Origin of the sequence: Acidovorax sp. SRB_14 (assembly GCF_012932145.1) — a bacterium.
GTDB lineage: Bacteria > Pseudomonadota > Gammaproteobacteria > Burkholderiales > Burkholderiaceae_C > Simplicispira.
Genome location: NZ_MWOK01000014.1, coordinates 81,087 through 98,458, shown reverse-complemented (window position 1 = coordinate 98,458; position 17,372 = coordinate 81,087). Strand labels below are relative to the sequence as shown.

Sequence of the window (17,372 nt, the reverse complement as noted above, 5' to 3'; positions counted from 1 at the left end):
GCGCTGCGCCAGACTGCGCACCTCGCTGGCCACCACGGCGAAGCCGCGGCCCTGCTCGCCCGCGCGCGCCGCCTCGACCGCGGCGTTGAGCGCCAGGATGTTGGTCTGGAAGGCGATCGAATCGATCAGGCCGATGATGTCGGCGATCTTGCGGCTCGAGGCCGAGATCTCGTGCATGCTGGCCACCGCCTGCTGCACCACAGTGCCGCCGCGCGTGGCCGTGCCCGAGGCCGACACCGAAAGCTGGTTGGCCGTCTGCGAGGACGACGCCGTCTGCTGCACCGTCACGGTGAGCTGCGACAGCGAGGCCACGGCCTCCTGCGCGTTGCTGGCGGTCTGCTCGGTGCGCGCCGACAGGTCCTGGTTGCCCGTGGCGATTTCCTGGCTTGCAATCGCAATGCTGCCGCTGGCGTCGCGCACCTGCGCGACCAGCGCGCCCAGGCCCTGCTGCATGTCCGACAGCGCACGCTGCAGGTCGGCCACCTCGTCTTTGCCCTGGGCCGCAATCGGCTGCGACAGGTCGCCTCCGGCAATGGCACGCGCCATGCGCTGGGCTTCGACCAGCGGGCGGCAGATCGACTGCATGTTCAGCAGCGTCAGCGGCACCACCACCACCACGGTGAGCAGCACCGCCAGCGCAAACAGCCACAGCGTCTGCACCGACACCGCCCCCTGTTCGGCCACCACCGCATCCACCTCGTTGCGCAGGTCGGCCTGGAGCTTGGCCATCAGCTTGTCGGCCTCGGCAAATTCGGCCACGGCCTTGGCGCTCATGCGGTTGGCAATGGTCGCGGTGTCGTAGCCGCCCGCCTCGAGCTGCCGCGCCACATGGGCGAACTGGTCGCGGTAGGACTGCAGGCGCTGCGCGATGCCGCGCGCCGTGGCGGCATCGGCGGCGTTGCTGGCCTGCACGAAGCGCTCGGCGGTCTTGTCCGCCAGGTCCAGGCCGGCAAGCCACTGCGCATGGGCCTTCTGCACGTGCTCGGGGCGCTCGTACGCGATGATCATGTCCTTCTCGTGCTGGCGCACCGCACCCATGTGCCCGCGCAGTTCACCCAGGTAGCCGACCTTGGCAAACGAGTGCGCGACAAAATCCTCGCTCATGGACTGGATGCGGGACATGCCCAGCATGCCCGCGCCGCCCAGCAGGCTCAGCAGGACCAGCACGACCGCGATGGCCCCCAGCATGCGAAAACGGATGGTGAACTGCCGCATGAGCGCATAAACCGACATGGTGAAACTTCCTCGTGGTAGAGACAAAGCGCCTTGCCGCCCAGCCGGCGGCAAGTGCAACAAAACGTTGCAGTTTGCCAGACCTTTCGCGTGTTCACGTTACGTAGTTGTCACATGCGCCATTTTTTCAGCAGTAGCGCATTGGTCACCACGCTGACCGAACTCAGCGCCATCGCCGCCCCGGCCACGACCGGGCTCAGGTAGCCAAGCGCCGCGAGCGGAATGCCGGCCACGTTGTAGGCAAAGGCCCAGAACAGGTTTTGCCGGATCTTGGCGACCGTGCGGTGCGAGATGTCGAGCGCCGCGGCCACGAGCGCCGGGTCGCCGCGCATCAGCGTGATGCCGGCCGCGTGCATAGCCACATCGGTGCCGTTGCCCATCGCCATGCCGACATCGGCGGCGGCCAGCGCCGGCGCGTCGTTGACGCCGTCGCCCACCATCGCCACCGTGCGGCGCCGGCCACCCTGCCCGGCCTCCCCCTCTCCGTGCTGCAGCGCCCTCACCTGCGCCGCCTTGTCGCCCGGCAGCACCTCGGCGCGCACCTCGTCCGCGGCCGGGTCCAGCCCCAGGCGCCGTGCCATGGCCTCGGCCGCGCCGCGGTTGTCGCCCGAAATCATCACGGTGCGCAGACCCCGGCCGCGCAGCAGCGCCAGCGCCTCGCGCGCGCCGGGCTTGGGTTCGTCGCCAAAGGCCATCAGGGCGCGCACCGCCAGGCCCTGCGCGCTGCGTTCGGCCACCACGGAGACGGTGGCGCCCGCGTTTTGCCAGGCCTGGGCACGCGTGCCCAGCGCGGCCAGGTCCACCCCGAGCTCCTGCATCCAGCGCAGGCTGCCCACCAGGTAGCTGCGCGCGCCGACCTCGCCTTCGGTGCCGCGCCCCGGCACGGCGCGCACCGCGTCGGGCGCTGCCACAGCCAGGCCGCGCGCCTGCGCCGCCTGCACCACCGCGCGCGCCAGCGGGTGTTCGCTGCCGCTCTGCACCGCCGCCACGGCCGCGAGCACGGCCGCCTCGTCGTCCCCACCCTGCTGGCCCGGTTCCACGTGGAACGCGGTCAGACGCGGCTGGCCCACGGTCAGCGTGCCGGTCTTGTCGAAGGCCACCGTGTCGACCTGGTGCGCCAGCTCCAGCGCCTGCGCGTCCTTGATCAGGATGCCGTGCCGGGCCGCTACGCCCGTGCCCGCCATGATGGCCGCTGGCGTCGCCAGCCCGAGCGCGCAGGGGCAGGCAATCACCAGCACCGCCACGGCGCGGACCAGCGCCACCTCCAAGCCCACGCCGGCCCCTGGCCAATACAGCCAGCCCAGCAGCGTGGCCAGCGCCACCAGCAGCACCATCGGCACGAACACGTTCGAGACCTGGTCCACCAGCCGCTGGATCGGCGCCTTGGCGGCCTGCGCGTCCTCGACCAGGCGGATGATGCGCGCGAGCACCGTCTCGGCGCCCACCGCGCGCACCTCCAGCACCACGCGGCCCTCGCCGTTGATCGATCCGCCCGTGAGCGCCGCCCCCGCTTCCTTGGCCACGGGCAGCGGCTCGCCGGTCAGCATCGACTCGTCCACCTGCGTGTCGCCGTCGAGCAGCACGCCATCGACCGGAAAGCGTTCGCCGGGGCGCACCACCAGGCGGTCGCCGACCAGCACCTCGGCCACCGGCACATCGACCTCGCCGCCCTTGCCCAGCAGATGTGCGACATCGGGCCGCAGCCCGTGCAGCGCGCGGATGGCCGCCGTGGTCTGGTGCTTGGCGCGGGTTTCGAGCCACTTGCCCAGCAGCACCAGCGTGACCACCACGGCCGACGCTTCAAAGTACAGGTGCGGCGCCTGCCCCGCGGGCGCCGTGAGCCACAGCCACACCGACAGCCCCCAGCCCGCGCTGGTGCCGATCGCCACCAGCAGATCCATGTTGCCCGACAGCGCGCGCGCCGCGTGCCAGCCGGCCCGGTAGAAGCGCGCGCCCAGGATGAACTGCACCGGCGTCGCCAGCACGAACTGCGCCCAGGCCGGCAGCATCCAGTGCTGGCCAAACAGGTCGCCCAGCATGGGCAGCACCAGCGGCGCCGACAGCAGCAGCCCGAGGGCCACGGGCGCAAAGCCGGCCCAGGGCGAGGCGCCGTCTTCGCGCGCCTGGGCGGCGGCCGGCGTGAGCGGTGCGTAGCCCGCGTTGCGCACGGCGCGGCGCAGCAGCGCGTCGCCCGGCACGTCGCTGCCTGCGGGCACCGCATAGCGGATGCGCGCCGACTCGGTAGCCAGGTTGACCGTGGCGTCCTGCACGCCCGGCACCTTGCGCAGCGCGCGCTCGACCCGGCCAACGCAACTGGCGCAGGTCATGCCGCCGATGGCCAGATCGATTTCTTCGGTGGCTGGGGAAAGCGTGGTGGTGTTCATGGCAGCTACCCTAAACCCTGACGCCATGGCAAGGTCAAGCGCCGGGCAAAAATGGCGGGCCGCTGCCACGGCTTGACCTTGCCATGGCGTCAAGGTTCATGATGCAGCCTGTTCAGTTCCTGTCCCCTCCTCCCATCCTGAAAGGCAAACATGCAACACCAATTTGAAGTCCAGGGCATGACCTGCGGCCACTGCGAACGCGCCGTCACCCAGGCCGTGCAAGAACTCGACCCGCACGCCGTGGTGCAGATCGACCGCGCCCACAACCGCGTGGACATCGACAGCCCCCAGCCCCGCGAGGCCCTGGCCGCCGCCATCGCTGAAGAGGGCTACCAGGTCGCGCCATGACGACCGCCGCCCACGGCTGGCCCGTGCCCATCGGCGTGGCGGCGCAGCGCGCCGGGGTCTCGGCGCGCATGCTGCGCCACTACGAAACCCTCGGCCTGCTGCCCGCCGTGGCGCGCACCGACAGCGGCTACCGCCAGTACACCGAGGCCGACGTGTACACCCTGCGCTTCATCCGCCGCGCGCGCGACCTCGGCTTTTCCATGGACGAAATCGCCACCCTGCTCGGCCTGTGGCAAGACCAGGGCCGCGCCAGCAGCCAGGTCAAGCGCATCGCCCAGGCGCACATCGCCGACCTGGCCACGCGCATCGCCGACATGCAGGCCATGCAGCGTACCCTGCAAGCACTGGTGCAGTGCTGCGCCGGCGACCAGCGGCCCGACTGCCCCATCCTCGACGACCTAGCCACCGCGCCTACATCCAAGCTCGTGCGCCAGCGCGGACTCTCAAAACAATAGCTTGTAGCGCGCGTATATATTGGTTTTCAGATACAAAACTATCTGAAACATAGATACAACAAGCGCAGACAGCTCACTTTTTTGATAGCTCGGTCTTGCACGCGCGCGGCATGACAGGCACATGGCAGACTCGCAGGCTTTCCTCCGCAAACCCTGCCCCGCCCCCCCATGCTTACTGGTGAATTGAGAAACAAGGTCGATCAGGTCTGGAACGCCTTCTGGTCCGGCGGCATCGCCAACCCCATTGAAGTCATCGAGCAGATCACCTACCTGCTCTTCCTGCGCGCCCTCGACAGCGACCAGACCCGCGAAGACAACAAGGCCCTGCGCCTCAAGACCCAGCCCGTGCACCTCATCCCCGCAGGCGTAGACGCGCAAGGTCGCCCGCACGAGAACATGCGCTGGTCCCGCTTCAAAAACATGGCCCCGGCCGAGATGTTTGACGTGCTCAGCAACCAGGTCTTCCCCTTCCTGCGCGGGCTGCAAGCCTCGGGCGGCCCGGCGGCCGAATCGGCCTTTGCACACCACATGCAGGGCGCCCGCTTCACCATCCCCACCGCAGGGCTGCTGGCCAAGGTGGTCGATTTGCTCGACACCATCCCCCTCGACGACCGCGACACCAAGGGCGACCTGTACGAATACATGCTCGGCAAGATCGCCTCTGCCGGGCAAAACGGCCAGTTCCGCACGCCGCGCCACATCATTGAACTCATGGTCGCCCTCACGGCACCCGTGCCGCAAGACACCATTTGCGATCCGGCCTCGGGCACCTGCGGATTCTTGGTGGCCGCAGGCGAATACCTGCGCGCCACCTACCCCGACATGCTGCGCGTGCCGGCGCAAAACGCGCACTTTCACAACGGCATGTTCCACGGCTACGACTTCGACAACACCATGCTGCGCATCGGCAGCATGAACATGCTGCTGCACGGCGTCGAGCACCCGGCCATTGAATACCGCGACTCGCTCTCGCAAGGCGCAGCCGGCGACGCCGAGGCGTACAGCCTCATCCTCGCCAACCCGCCGTTTGCCGGCAGCCTCGATTACGAGAGCACCGCCAAAGACCTGCAAAGCATCGTCAAAACCAAAAAAACCGAGCTGCTGTTTTTGGCGCTGTTTTTGCGCCTGCTCAAAACCGGTGGCCGCGCGGCGGTCATCGTGCCCGACGGCGTGCTGTTTGGCTCTAGCAAGGCGCACAAAGAACTGCGCCGCAAGCTGGTGGAAGAGCAAAAGTTGGATGCCGTCATCAGCCTGCCCGGCGGCGTGTTCAAGCCCTACGCGGGCGTCAGCACCGCCATCCTGCTCTTCACCAAAACCATGAGCGGCGGCACGGACAGCGTGTGGTTCTACGACATGCAAGCCGACGGCTGGAGCCTGGACGACAAGCGCCAACCCCTGCTCGATACAAGCCTTTTAGGCCTGCAGCGCTTTATGGACAAGCGCAGCCAGCTATCAGAAACAGAGCACGCCAAAAACAACCTGCCCGACGTGCTGGAGCGCTGGGGCCAGCGCAACGGCACCGAACGCGACCGCCCCCGCACCGCCCAGAGCTTCTGCGTGCCCAAGGCCGACATTGAGGCCAACGGGTATGACCTGAGCATCAACCGCTACAAGGAAGTGGTGCACGAGCAGGTGCAGCACCGGGCGCCGGGGGAAATCTTGGCGGAGCTGCGGGCGCTGGAGGATGAGATTGCGCGGGGGATGGGGGTGTTGGAGGGGATGTTGAAGTGAGTTTCAAAACCTCTTCACTTGCCTCGTTGTCGTCACTGATAACGAAAGGCACCACGCCAACTACTTTGGGATATGCCCATTCGGACTCCGGCATTCCCTTTCTGCGCGTTCAGAACATTTTCAGCGGGCAAGTCAACTTCAAAGAAGACACGCTGTTCATCGACACAGACACCCATTCCGCTCGGAAACGTTCGCAAATCCAAGGTGGGGATGTACTGGTCACCATCGCTGGGACGATTGGAAGAACAGGCGTTGTGCCTTCGTGCGCACCGGAGATGAACTGCAACCAAGCAGTTGCCATCGTTCGACCAGCACAAGAAATTGAACGTAGCTACCTGCGCCACTGGCTTGAGAGCCAAGATGCGCGCAGCCAGATGCTCGGGTCAACAGTCACAGGCACGATTTCCAATCTCAGCCTGTCGCAATTGGGCGAGCTTCGAGTGCCTTTGCCCCCGCTGGAAGAACAACGCCGCATCGCCGCCATCCTCGACCAAGCCGAAACCCTCCGAACCCAACGCCGCACCGCCCTGGCCCTGCTCGACAGCCTCACCCAGTCCCTCTTTCTCGATATGTTTGGGGACCCGGTGGCGAATCCGAAGGGGTGCGCGATGACGACGAAGACGCCAAGCGCTTTGACGCCCTGCTGCTGAACACCCAGCTGGCTCTGCTGCGCAGCGAACCCGCACTGGCCCGACTGCAAACCAAGGTACAGCAACTGGCAAGCAGCCTGCTGGAGCTGGCCAACGTGCCCAGCGTGCGCGAGCACCTGCTGCTGATCGAAGCCATGGCGGGCGACGAGTGGTGGCAGGACGTGACCCTGCCCATGCTGGAGCAGGCGCGGCGCAAGCTGCGCAGCCTCATCAAGCTCATCGAGAAAAGCGGCCGCAAGGTGTTCTATACCGACTTTGAAGATGCCATCGGCGAAACCGCCGAAGTGGAATTGCCCTTGGTTACCAGTGCGGTGGACTTCGAGCGCTTCCGCGCCAAGGCCAAGGTGTTTTTGCGCGCCCACGAAGACCGACTGGCGCTGCACAAGCTGCGCCGCAACCAGCCCTTGACTGCCGCCGACCTGCAAGAGCTCGAAGCCCTGCTGCACGAAGCAGGAGGCACCGACGAAGATATTGCACGTGCCCGTGCCATCCACGCCAGCCTAGCGTTATTTATCCGCTCTCTGGTAGGCCTGGACCGCGAGGCCGCTACGGCTGCATTTGCCGACTTGATTGCCACGGGCACGGCCAACGCCAGCCAGTTGCAGTTCATTGACGAGATCGTGCAGCACCTGACCGAGCACGGCGCCATGCCAGCGAACCGACTGTATGCCTCGCCATTCACCGACATCCACTCCCAAGGGCCCGAGGGGGTTTTTGACGCGGCGAATGTGGAACGCCTGTTCTCGACGCTGGAGGCATTCGAACTACGCCAGGCAGTAGCTTGATACCGGCATCACAGTCCCCGAAATATCAATCTCAAAACGATATTTACCGACTCATGCCCTGTTTAGTTTCCGACTGAAACGCCCTGAACGTAAATTACGGCGTGCAAACCGGTCACTTTTTGGAGGTGGCTGTTGCCTTGCGCGTCCGAGGTCCCACGCGCGCCACGTCCTGCCGCCGCAGCACGCCCGCGCACAGTGTCGCAATGCACTGCTCGGCAATCTGCTCGGGCGTGTAGTCGCCGCCGCTGTGGTACCAGCGGCCGATCCAGCTGAGCGCGCCGGCGATCACGAACGCCGTCATCTTCGGGTCGCACGGCGCCAGCGACCCCTCGGCCACGCCGGCCGCGACGAGGCGGCGGAACTCGTGGTCGATGGCCGATTTGAGGCGCCGCAGCTCTTTGCGGCTGCCCTCGGGCAGTTCCTCGTCGCCCACGCGGATCAGGCACATGCCGAAATCCATGGTGACGATGTGCGCATAGACGCGCATGCAGGCCATCAGCTGGTCGATCGCCTGGCCGCCGGCGGCGCGCGAGGCCTCGATGCCCGCGATGGTCATCTCCAGACCCTGGCGCACGCACTCGATCAGGATCTGGTCCTTGTTCTTGACGTAGTAGTAGAGCGTGGGCTTGCTCACGCCCAGGCGCGCGGCGATGTCGTCGAGCGAGGTGGCATGGAAGCCGCGTTCGTTGAACAGCTGCGCGCCGGCCTGCAGCACCGCGTCGCGCTTGGCCTGGCGCTGCAGCTCGCGGTCGGGCGCGGGCGCCCAGGGCGAAGCGGGCGGGGGGCGCGGTGCGCGGGGGTTTCGGGTGGGCATGGTGGGGGCGCGTCCGCGGGTAAGTTCCGATGCCCGAGGGCCGGGACAGGACACAAACTCTACTCGTGAGTAAGCAGTTTACGTAAGAGTAATAACCGTCCGGCCCGCACAAACCCTCATACCCGAAGACCGATGGAGACCACCCCCACTGGCAGCCCGGCGGCGGCCCCCCTGCTGCAGGTCGATGGCGTCACGCTGGCGTTCGGCGGCGTGCGCGCGCTCGGCGGCGTGGGCTTTGCGGTGCAGAGCGGCTCCATCACCGCCGTGATCGGCCCCAACGGCGCCGGCAAGACCTCGCTGTTCAACACCATCTCGGGCTTCTACCGGCCCAGCGCCGGCAGCATCCGCTTCCGCGGCCAGGACATCACGCGCGTGCCGGCGCCGCAGCGCGCGAGGCTGGGCCTGGGCCGCAGCTTCCAGAACATCGCGCTGTTCCGCGGCATGACGGTGCTCGACAACATCAAGCTCGGGCGCCACGCGCACCTCCAAACCAACGTGCTCGATGCGCTGCTCTACCTGGGCCGCGCGCGCCGCGAAGAGGCGCAGCTGCGCGCCGACATCGAGGAGCGCATCATCGATTTTCTGGAGATCGACCACATCCGCCACGCCCCAGTCTCGGCCCTGCCCTACGGCCTGCAAAAGCGCGTCGAGATGGCGCGCGCGCTGGCCATGCAGCCGCAGATCCTGATGCTCGACGAGCCCGTGGCCGGCATGAACCGCGAAGAGACCGAGGACATGGCGCGCTTCATCCTCGACGTGCGCGCCGAGTGGGGCGTGACGGTGCTCATGGTCGAGCACGACATGGGCATGGTGATGGACCTGTCGGACCACGTGGTGGTGCTCAACTTCGGCCAAGTCATCGCCCAGGGCGCGCCCGCCGAGGTGCAGGCCGACCCCGAAGTCAACCGCGCCTACCTGGGCTCGGGCGATGTGGGCGACCTGCGCCGCAGGTTCCAGGCCACCGCAGGGGTGCCGTGATGGATTGGGCCTACCTGTTCGAGATCTGCCTCACCGGCCTGTCGGGCGGCGGGCTGTACGCGCTCGCGGCGCTCGCCTTCGTCATGGTCTACAAGGCCACGCGCGTGGTCAACATCGCCATCGGCGAGCTGCTGATGGCCGGCGCCTACCTGTTCTTCACCTTCGCCGCCACGTTCGCGCTGCCGCTGTGGCTCGCCATTCCGGCGGCCGTGCTCGGCTCGGGGCTGCTCGGCGCCGTGGTCGAGCGCACCATGATCCGGCCGCTGCTCGGCGAGCCGCCGATCTCGGTCTTCATGGTCACCGTGGGCCTGGGCTCGGTGCTCGTCGGCCTGGTCGAGCTGATCTGGACCGCCGACCAGCGCCGCCTGCCCGACTTCATGCCGGCGCAGCCGATCATGGTCGGCGACGCCTTCCTCGCGCCCAAGGTGTTCTGGGGCGCCATGATCGCGCTGCTCTTCATCGCCGCCGTGCTGCTGGTGTTCCGCTTCTGGCGCGGCGGCGTGGCGCTGCGCGCCACCGCCAGCGACCAGGGCGCCGCCTACTCGGTCGGCATCAACGTGCCGCGCGTGTTCTCGCTCGCCTGGGTGGCCTCCAGCATGATCGCCGCCGTCTCCGGGATCATCGTCGGCTCGATCGGCGGCATCTCCTCGTCGATGGGCGTGTTCGGCCTCTCAGTGCTCGTGGTGGTGATCGTCGGCGGGCTCGACAGCGTGCTCGGCGCGCTGATCGGCGGCCTGTTCATCGGCCTCGTCGAGGCGCTGGCGGGCAGCTACCTGGGCGGCGCCTACAAGCTGCTGGCCACCTTCATCGTGCTCGTGGTGGTGCTGATGCTGCGCCCCTATGGGCTGTTCGGCACGCGCGACATCGAAAGGCTGTGACCCCGATGCGCGCCCCCTTCCACCGCACAGCACCAGGAGAGCGCTGATGCGCATCGGAACCCTCAAGGAAAGCTACACCGCCGACGCGGCGCTGTTCGACTCGCGCACGCAAAAGGTCTGGCTCGCCGTGGCCGCCGCGCTGCTGCTGCTGTTCCCGTTCATGGCCAGCGACTACTGGATGTACCTCGCGTGCCTGGTCAGCATCAATGTCGCCAGCGCCACCGGCCTCAACATCCTCACCGGCTACACCGGCCTCGTGAGCCTGGGCCAGGCGGCCTTCATGGGCCTGGGCGCCTACACCGTGGCCATTCTGGAGCTGCGCCTGGGCACGCCGTTCCTGCTCAACCTCCTCGCGGGTGGCTTGGTCGCCATGCTCGGCGGCCTGGTGGTCGGCATTCCGTCGCTGCGCGTCAAGGGTCTGTACCTGGCGATCGCCACGATCGCGGCCTCGTTCATCGCGCACTTCCTGTTCGCCAACCTGGCGTTCACGGGCGGCACGGCGGGCCTGACGGTGCCGCCGGCCACGCTGTTCGGCGCGGCGCTGGACACCTCGTTCCGGCTCTACTGGGTGATCGTTCCGGTCACGCTGCTGATGCTGCTGGGTGCGGCCAACCTGTTTCGCACGCGCGTGGGCCGCGCCTTCATCGCGATTCGCGACCGCGACATCTCGGCCGAGGTGCTGGGCATACCGCTGTTGCGCTACAAGCTGCTGTCGTTCGGCCTCTCGTCGTTCTATGCGGGCGTCGCGGGCGGGCTATGGGCCTACTTCTTCCGCGTCGTCACGCCCGAGAGCTTTCCGCTCTTGATGTCGATCTTCTTTCTCGCCGCCATCATCGTCGGCGGCATGGGCACCATCCTTGGCGCGGTGCTGGGCGCGGTGTTCATGACCATGGTGCCCGAGCTGCTCAAGCTTGTCGTCGACCTGCTGCCCGGCGGCACCGAACTGACGGTGTTCCTCTCGCCCGTGCGCACCATCGTCTTTGGCCTGTTGATCATCGGTTTTCTGGTGTTCGAGCCGCAGGGGCTCGCAGAAGTGTGGCGGCGCATTCGCCGCTTTTTCCACCTGTGGCCGTTCCGCAACTAGCGGGGGTGCTGCCGGACATTGACATCGTGACCACCCCAAGGAGACAAGCATGCACAAGACCCTGACCTCCCAGCGCCGCCGCTCGCTGCTGCTGGCCGCCGGCGCCGCCCTGGCCACACCGCTGGCCGCGCATGCCCAGGCCGGCGGCGAAGACATCGTCATCGGCGGCTCGATTCCCATGACGGGCGTGTTCGCGTTTGCCGGCGTGGGCATCAATGCCGGCATGGGCGACTACGTGAAGATGGTCAACGACGCCGGCGGCATCAAGGGCCGCAAGCTCCGCTACGTGCCCGAGGATACCGGCTACAAGGTCGATGTCTCGGTGGCCGCCTACAAGAAGATCACGAGCCAGAACAAGGTCAACCTCTACTACGGCGACTCGACCGCGTTCTCCAAGACCATCAACCCCGAACTGCAGCGCAGCGGCAGCATGCTGATGACCGGCGCCTCGTTCGCCACCGAGCTGAACGACCCGAAGAAGTACCCGCACCAGTTCCTGGTTGGCCCCGACTACACCGAGATGTTCGGCATCCTGCTCAAGCACATCGCCAAGGAGAAACCCGGCGCCAAGGTGGCCTTCGTCTATTCCGACTCCGAGTTCGGCCGCGACCCGATCGAGTCGAGCGAAGCGCTGGCCAAGAAGCTCGGCCTCTCGGTGCCGGTCAAGATCATGACGCCGGCCGGCAGCGTGGACGTGTCCACCGAGGTCATCAAGCTGCGCCGCGCCGCGCCCGACTACACGATCTTCCACGGCTACATCCTCGCGCCGATCCCCGAGTTCATCACCCAGGGCAAGCAGATGGGCATGACCAGCAAGTGGATGGGCACCTTCTGGACCATGGACAGCTCCACGGTCATGAAGATGGGCGAGGCCGGCGACGGCTTCATGGGCGTCATGCCCTACCGCTACTACTACGACACCTCGGCCAAGGCGCCGATGCTCGACAAGATCCGCGCGCTGCGCCCCGAGTACCAAAGCACGGCCTACATCCAGGGCTTCCTCGCCGCGATGCTGTTCACCGAGGCGACCAAGCGCACGCTCGACGCGAACAAGCCGCTCACGGGCGACAACCTCAAGGCCGCGCTCAACTCCATCAAGGACTTCGACACCGGCGGCCTGATCGGCGTGCCGATCACCATCAGCGGCAACTCGATCCCCGTGGGCCGCGTCTACAAGGCCGACATGAAGGCGCAGAAGATGGTTGCGGCCTCCGACTGGATCAAGCTGTAGGCAGCCATGCACGCGCCGCGCACCGACCTCGTCCTCGAAGTCAACAACATCGAGGTCATCTACAACAAGGTGGTGCAGGCCCTGCGCGGCCTGTCGCTGGCCGTGCCGCGCGGCCAGATCGTGGCGCTACTGGGCAGCAACGGCGCGGGCAAATCGACCACGCTCAAGGCGATCTCGGGCCTGCTGGCGCTCGAAGACGGCGCGCTCGAAAGCGGCAGCGTGCTGTTCAACGGCCAGCCGACCGCGGCGCTGGCGCCCCAGCAGCTGGTGCGCCGCGGCCTGTTCCACGTGATGGAAGGGCGGCGCGTGTTCGAAGACCTCACGGTCGAGGAAAACCTCGTCGCCGCGACCTACGCCCTCACCGGGCGGAGCGGCGCCAAGCCCGACTTCGACCTGGTCTACCGCTACTTCCCGCGCCTGCACGAGCGCCGCAAGGGCCTGGCCGGCTACCTCTCGGGCGGCGAGCAGCAGATGCTTGCGATCGGCCGCGCGCTGGTCGCGCAGCCCCAGCTGATCCTGCTCGACGAGCCCTCGCTCGGCCTCTCGCCGAAGCTCGTCGAGGACATCTTCGGCATCATCGCGCGCATCAACGCCGAGCGCGGCACCAGCATGCTGCTGGTCGAGCAGAACGCCACCGTGGCGCTGGCCGTGGCGCACAGCGGCTACATCATGGAAAACGGCAAGATCGTCATCGACGGCTCGGCCGCGCGCCTGGCGAGCGACCCCGACGTGCGCGAGTTCTACCTCGGCATGGGCGGCGGCGGCGAGGCCAAAAGTTTCAAAGACATCAAGCATTACAAGCGCAGAAAGAGGTGGCTCTCGTGAGCCCGCAAGCACTCCCTGACCTGACCCTGCCGCAGATGCTGCGCGAGCGCGCCCGCAGCACGCCCGAGCGCGTGGCCCTGCGGCAAAAAGACTTTGGCATCTGGAAGCCGCTGACCTGGGCCGGCTACCACGAGCGCGCCGGCCATTTCGGCCTGGGCCTGCAGGCGCTGGGCCTGGGCCACGGCGGCCATGTGGGCGTGCTGTCCGAGAACCGCACCGAGTGGGTGCTCGCGCAGATGGGCGCCGGCCTGGTCGGCGCCGTCGCGGTGGGCGTGTACCCCACGAGCCCGTCGGCCGAGGTGGCCTATGTGGTCGCGCACGCCGACATCGAGATCATGGTCTGCGAGGACCAGGAACAGACCGACAAGCTGCTCGAAGCGCTCGACCAGCTGCCGCGCCTGCGCAAGATCGTGGTGATCGAACCGAAGGGCCTGCGCAGCTTCGCGCCCACACAGCGCGGCCTGATCGTGACCTTTGCCGAGGTCGAGCAAGCCGGCGCCGCCGTCGGCCACAGCGCCGCGATCGACGCGGCGCTGGCGCGCCAGACACTCGACGACATCGGCCTGATGATCTACACGTCGGGGTCGACGGGCAAGCCCAAAGGCGCGATGATTTCCTGGCGCAACATGCGCGGCGTGGTGCCGGGCATCGTGGATCGCCTGGGCATCACGGCGGGCACCAGCCACCTGTCGTACCTGCCGCTGTGCCATGTCGCCGAGCAGATGCTGACCACCTTCGTGCCCATCTACACCGGTGCGCAGGTGCACTTCGGCGAGTCGATCCGCACCGTGCAGGAAGACCTGCGCGAGATCGCGCCGACGCTGTTCCTCGGCGTGCCGCGCATCTGGGAAAAGATGCATGCCAGCATCAGCATCAAGCTGCAGGAGGCCGGGGGCCTGCGCCGCCGGCTGTTCGACCGCGCCTTTGCCGCCTGCCAGCCGCTGGCCGAGAAGCCGCGCAGCGCCTGGGGCCTGGCCGAGCGGCTGCGCTTCGCCGCCAGCTACTGGCTGGTGTTCCGCGCGCTGCAGAACTTCATCGGCCTGCGCCAGGTACAGGTCGCGCTCACGGGAGCGGCGCCGATCCCGCCCGACGTGGTGCGATTTTTCCGCGTGCTTGGCGTGCCGCTGATCGAGGTCTATGGCCTGACCGAATCGACCGGCATGGTGCTCGGCCACGACCCACGCCACGTCGCCATCGGCACCGTCGGCATTCCAACGTTCGGCGTCGAGCACCGCATCGCCGCCAATGGCGAGCTGCAGTTGCGCGGCGAGATGGTGTTTGCCGGCTACTACAAGAACCCCGAGGCCACGGCCGAGAGCATCGTGGACGGCTGGCTGCACACCGGCGACGTGGTGCGCGAAGAGCGCGGACAGATCAGGATCGTCGACCGCTTGAAGGACATCATGATCACCGCCGGCGGCAAGAACCTGACGCCGTCCGAGATCGAGAACACCATGAAAGGCAGCCCCTACATCAAGGAGTGCGTGGTCGTCGCCGAGGGCCGCAGGTTCGTCGGCGCGCTGGTGATGATCGACTACGACACGGTCGGCCAGTGGGCCGAGGCGCAGCGCATCGCGTTCACGCACTTCCGCTCGCTGGTCGAGCTGCCGCAGGTGCGCGCGCTGATCGACGCCGAGATCGCGCGCGGCAACCAGCGCCTCGCGCAGGTCTCGCAGATCCGCAAGTTCCATCTTTTACTGAAGGAACTCGACCACGACGACGGCGAAGTCACCGCGACCATGAAGGTGCGGCGCTCGAGCATCTACAAAGCCTACGCCACCGAGATCGAGGCGCTGTACCACTGAGCGCCACGCCGCCCGCCCCGGCGGGCATTTGTCAAAAACAGGAGCACCTGGTGCATGACCTGCAAGCGTTTCATGGCAATCTGTGCCGCAAACGCTTGCCCGGCATGCGCTATGCGCTCCCTTTTCAGGAGTCCTCCATGTCGCCCTCTTCTGCCTCTGCCGCCTCCCCCCTCGACGTCGCGCGCGAGGGCGCCGTCGCCACGCTGCGCTTTAACCGCCCCGGCGCCCTCAATGCGATCGACGTGCCCATGGCGCAGGCGCTGCTGGCTGCCGTGCGCAGCATCGCCGCCGATGCCAGCGTACGCGCCGTCGTGCTGTGCGGCGCCGGCAAGGGCTTCATGGCCGGCGGCGACCTGGCCACACTGCGCGCCGACCCGGTGCAGGGCGCGGCCGACCTGCTCGGGCCGCTCAACGAGGCCGTGCAGGTGCTGGCCACGCTGAACGCGCCCGTCATCGCCAAGGTGCACGGCGTGGCCGCCGGCGCGGGCTTGGCGCTGATGCTGCAGGCCGACTTCGTGATCGCCGCCGAAGGCACGCGCTTCAACCTGGCCTACATCAACCTGGGCACCAGCTGCGACGTCGGCGCCTCGTGGGCGCTGCCGCGCCTGGTCGGCCTGGGCCACGCGCTCGAGATCGCTCTGCTGGGCGACACGCTCACTGCGCCCGACGCGCTGCGCCTGGGCCTGGTCAACCGCGTGGTGCCGGCCGAGCACCTCGACACCGCTGCCGCCGCGCTGATCGAGCGCATCGCCCACGGGCCGACGCTCGCCTATGGCGCGATGAAGCGGCTGATGCGCGCCGCGTTTGACCGCGACCTGGCCACCCAGCTGCAGGCCGAGGCCAGCGCCTTTGCCGGCTGCGCCGCCACGCACGACATGCGCGCCGGCATCGAGGCCTTCTTCGCCAAGCAGCCCGCGCGTTTCGAAGGCCGCTGAGCCGTTTTTCTTTTGTCTCTGCACCGCTACAAGGATCGCCCAATGGCCTTTCCCGACATCTTCATCCTCAGCACCGCGCGCACCGCCATCGGCACCTTCGGCGGCGCGCTCAAGGACGTGCCCAACACCCAGCTGGCCACCACTGCCGTGCGCGCCGCCATCGAGCGCAGCGGCCTCGCGCCCGACGCCATCGGCCACGTCGTGATGGGCAACGTGATCCCCACCGACACCAAGGACGCGTATCTCGCGCGCGTCGCCGCCATCGACGCCGGCTGCCCGATCGAGACGCCCGCGTTCAACGTCAACCGCCTGTGCGGCTCGGGCCTGCAGGCCATCGTCTCGGCCGCGCAGGCCATCGGCCATGGCGACTGCGAGATCGCGATTGGCGGCGGCAGCGAATCCATGAGCCGGGGGCCCTACTTCGACACCGCCGCGCGCTACGGCGCGCGCATGGGCGACGCCCAAAGCATCGACTACATGCTCGGCATCCTGCACGACCCCTGGCAGAAGATGCACATGGGCATCACCGCCGAGAACGTGGCCGAGCGCTACAACATCAGCCGCGAAATGCAGGACCAGCTCGCCGCAGAGAGCCAGCGCCGCGCGGCCCATGCCATCGCCTAGGGGCGCTTCAAGGAGCAGATCGTCCCGGTCGAAATCAAGACGCGCAAGGGCACCGTGCTGTTCGACACCGACGAGCATGTGCGTGCCGGCACCACGCTCGACGTGCTCGCCGGCATGAAGCCCGCGTTTCAGAAAGACGGCGGCACCGTCACCGCCGGCAACGCCTCGGGCATCAACGACGGCGCGGCCGCCGTGGTTCTGGCCTCGCGCGCGCGCGTGCAGGCGCTGGGCCTCAAGCCGCTGGCGCGCCTGGTCGGCTGGGCGCACGCAGGCGTCGAGCCCGCCTACATGGGCATCGGCCCCGTCCCCGCCACGCAAAAGCTGCTGCAGCGCACCGGCCTTAGCGTGCAAGACCTCGATGTGATCGAGTCCAACGAAGCCTTCGCCGCGCAGGCCTGCGCCGTGGTCCAGCAGCTCAGCCTCGACCCCGCCCGCGTCAACCCCAACGCTTCGGGCATCTCGCTGGGCCACCCGGTCGGCGCGACGGGCGCCATCATCACGACCAAGGCGATTGCCGAGCTGCACCGCACGGGCGGGCGCCATGCGCTCGTGACCATGTGCATCGGCGGCGGCCAGGGCATTGCCGCCATCTTCGAGCGCGTATGACACGGG

Annotated in this window: 15 protein-coding genes and 1 pseudogene; 13 read left to right on the top strand and 3 right to left on the bottom strand. The window is 67.7% G+C overall.

Going from position 1 to position 17,372, the window contains the following annotated elements:
* Both B2J86_RS12360 and B2J86_RS12355 read right to left on the bottom strand, forming a co-directional pair.
* Window positions 1-1,233 (bottom strand): methyl-accepting chemotaxis protein (locus B2J86_RS12360; RefSeq protein ID WP_173025743.1); only part of this gene is annotated, 1,233 nt, incomplete at its 3' end.
* Between the two features lie 110 nt (window positions 1,234-1,343).
* The gene (locus B2J86_RS12355) at window positions 1,344-3,617 is read right to left on the bottom strand and encodes a cation-translocating P-type ATPase (RefSeq protein ID WP_173025742.1); all 2,274 of its coding nucleotides are present in this window, start codon (window positions 3,615-3,617) and stop codon (window positions 1,344-1,346) included.
* A 150-nt stretch (window positions 3,618-3,767) separates the two neighbouring features.
* On the opposite strand from B2J86_RS12355, the gene B2J86_RS12350 reads away from it, so the two are divergent.
* From B2J86_RS12350 to B2J86_RS12330, 5 genes are all read left to right on the top strand, one after another.
* Entirely contained in the window at window positions 3,768-3,965 is a 198-nt protein-coding gene (locus tag B2J86_RS12350) for a heavy-metal-associated domain-containing protein (protein WP_169168919.1), read from the top strand.
* On the top strand, window positions 3,962-4,420 hold the full coding sequence (gene cueR / locus B2J86_RS12345; protein WP_216842384.1) for a Cu(I)-responsive transcriptional regulator: 459 nt from the start codon (window positions 3,962-3,964) through the stop codon (window positions 4,418-4,420). The genes B2J86_RS12350 and cueR overlap by 4 nt, the downstream gene beginning before the upstream one ends.
* 168 nt (window positions 4,421-4,588) lie before the next feature.
* A complete protein-coding gene (locus tag B2J86_RS12340; protein WP_173025741.1) occupies window positions 4,589-6,151 on the top strand; it encodes a class I SAM-dependent DNA methyltransferase in 1,563 nt (520 codons plus the stop codon).
* On the top strand, window positions 6,148-6,801 hold the full coding sequence (locus B2J86_RS18005) for a restriction endonuclease subunit S (RefSeq protein ID WP_216842383.1): 654 nt from the start codon (window positions 6,148-6,150) through the stop codon (window positions 6,799-6,801). The genes B2J86_RS12340 and B2J86_RS18005 overlap by 4 nt, the downstream gene beginning before the upstream one ends.
* A complete protein-coding gene (locus B2J86_RS12330; protein ID WP_371736485.1) occupies window positions 6,753-7,586 on the top strand; it encodes a type I restriction-modification enzyme R subunit C-terminal domain-containing protein in 834 nt (277 codons plus the stop codon). Before B2J86_RS18005 ends, B2J86_RS12330 begins: the two co-directional genes overlap by 49 nt.
* A 112-nt stretch (window positions 7,587-7,698) precedes the next feature.
* Here B2J86_RS12330 and B2J86_RS12325 read toward each other — a convergent pair whose 3' ends face one another.
* The gene (locus B2J86_RS12325) at window positions 7,699-8,400 is read right to left on the bottom strand and encodes a TetR/AcrR family transcriptional regulator (protein ID WP_173025740.1); all 702 of its coding nucleotides are present in this window, start codon (window positions 8,398-8,400) and stop codon (window positions 7,699-7,701) included.
* A gap of 132 nt (window positions 8,401-8,532) precedes the next feature.
* Here B2J86_RS12325 and B2J86_RS12320 point away from each other — a divergent pair, with 132 nt between their 5' ends.
* From B2J86_RS12320 to B2J86_RS12285, 8 genes and pseudogenes are all read left to right on the top strand, one after another.
* Complete coding sequence (locus tag B2J86_RS12320) at window positions 8,533-9,378, top strand: ABC transporter ATP-binding protein (RefSeq protein WP_173025739.1); 846 nt, start codon at window positions 8,533-8,535, stop codon at window positions 9,376-9,378.
* Window positions 9,378-10,256, top strand: a complete 879-nt coding sequence (locus B2J86_RS12315) for a branched-chain amino acid ABC transporter permease (protein ID WP_173025738.1) — start codon at window positions 9,378-9,380, stop codon at window positions 10,254-10,256. Before B2J86_RS12320 ends, B2J86_RS12315 begins: the two co-directional genes overlap by 1 nt.
* A 46-nt stretch (window positions 10,257-10,302) precedes the next feature.
* Complete coding sequence (locus B2J86_RS12310) at window positions 10,303-11,340, top strand: branched-chain amino acid ABC transporter permease (protein WP_173025737.1); 1,038 nt, start codon at window positions 10,303-10,305, stop codon at window positions 11,338-11,340.
* Between the two features lie 49 nt (window positions 11,341-11,389).
* On the top strand, window positions 11,390-12,571 hold the full coding sequence (locus B2J86_RS12305; protein WP_173025736.1) for an ABC transporter substrate-binding protein: 1,182 nt from the start codon (window positions 11,390-11,392) through the stop codon (window positions 12,569-12,571).
* A 6-nt stretch (window positions 12,572-12,577) separates the two neighbouring features.
* The gene (locus tag B2J86_RS12300) at window positions 12,578-13,396 is read left to right on the top strand and encodes an ABC transporter ATP-binding protein (RefSeq protein ID WP_173025735.1); all 819 of its coding nucleotides are present in this window, start codon (window positions 12,578-12,580) and stop codon (window positions 13,394-13,396) included.
* A gap of 35 nt (window positions 13,397-13,431) precedes the next feature.
* Entirely contained in the window at window positions 13,432-15,201 is a 1,770-nt protein-coding gene (locus B2J86_RS12295) for a long-chain fatty acid--CoA ligase (RefSeq protein WP_173025746.1), read from the top strand.
* 137 nt (window positions 15,202-15,338) lie between these two features.
* Entirely contained in the window at window positions 15,339-16,136 is a 798-nt protein-coding gene (locus tag B2J86_RS12290) for an enoyl-CoA hydratase/isomerase family protein (protein ID WP_173025734.1), read from the top strand.
* A gap of 42 nt (window positions 16,137-16,178) precedes the next feature.
* Window positions 16,179-17,366, top strand: a pseudogene (locus B2J86_RS12285) (acetyl-CoA C-acyltransferase family protein).
* The last annotated feature ends 6 nt before the right edge of the window (window positions 17,367-17,372 follow it).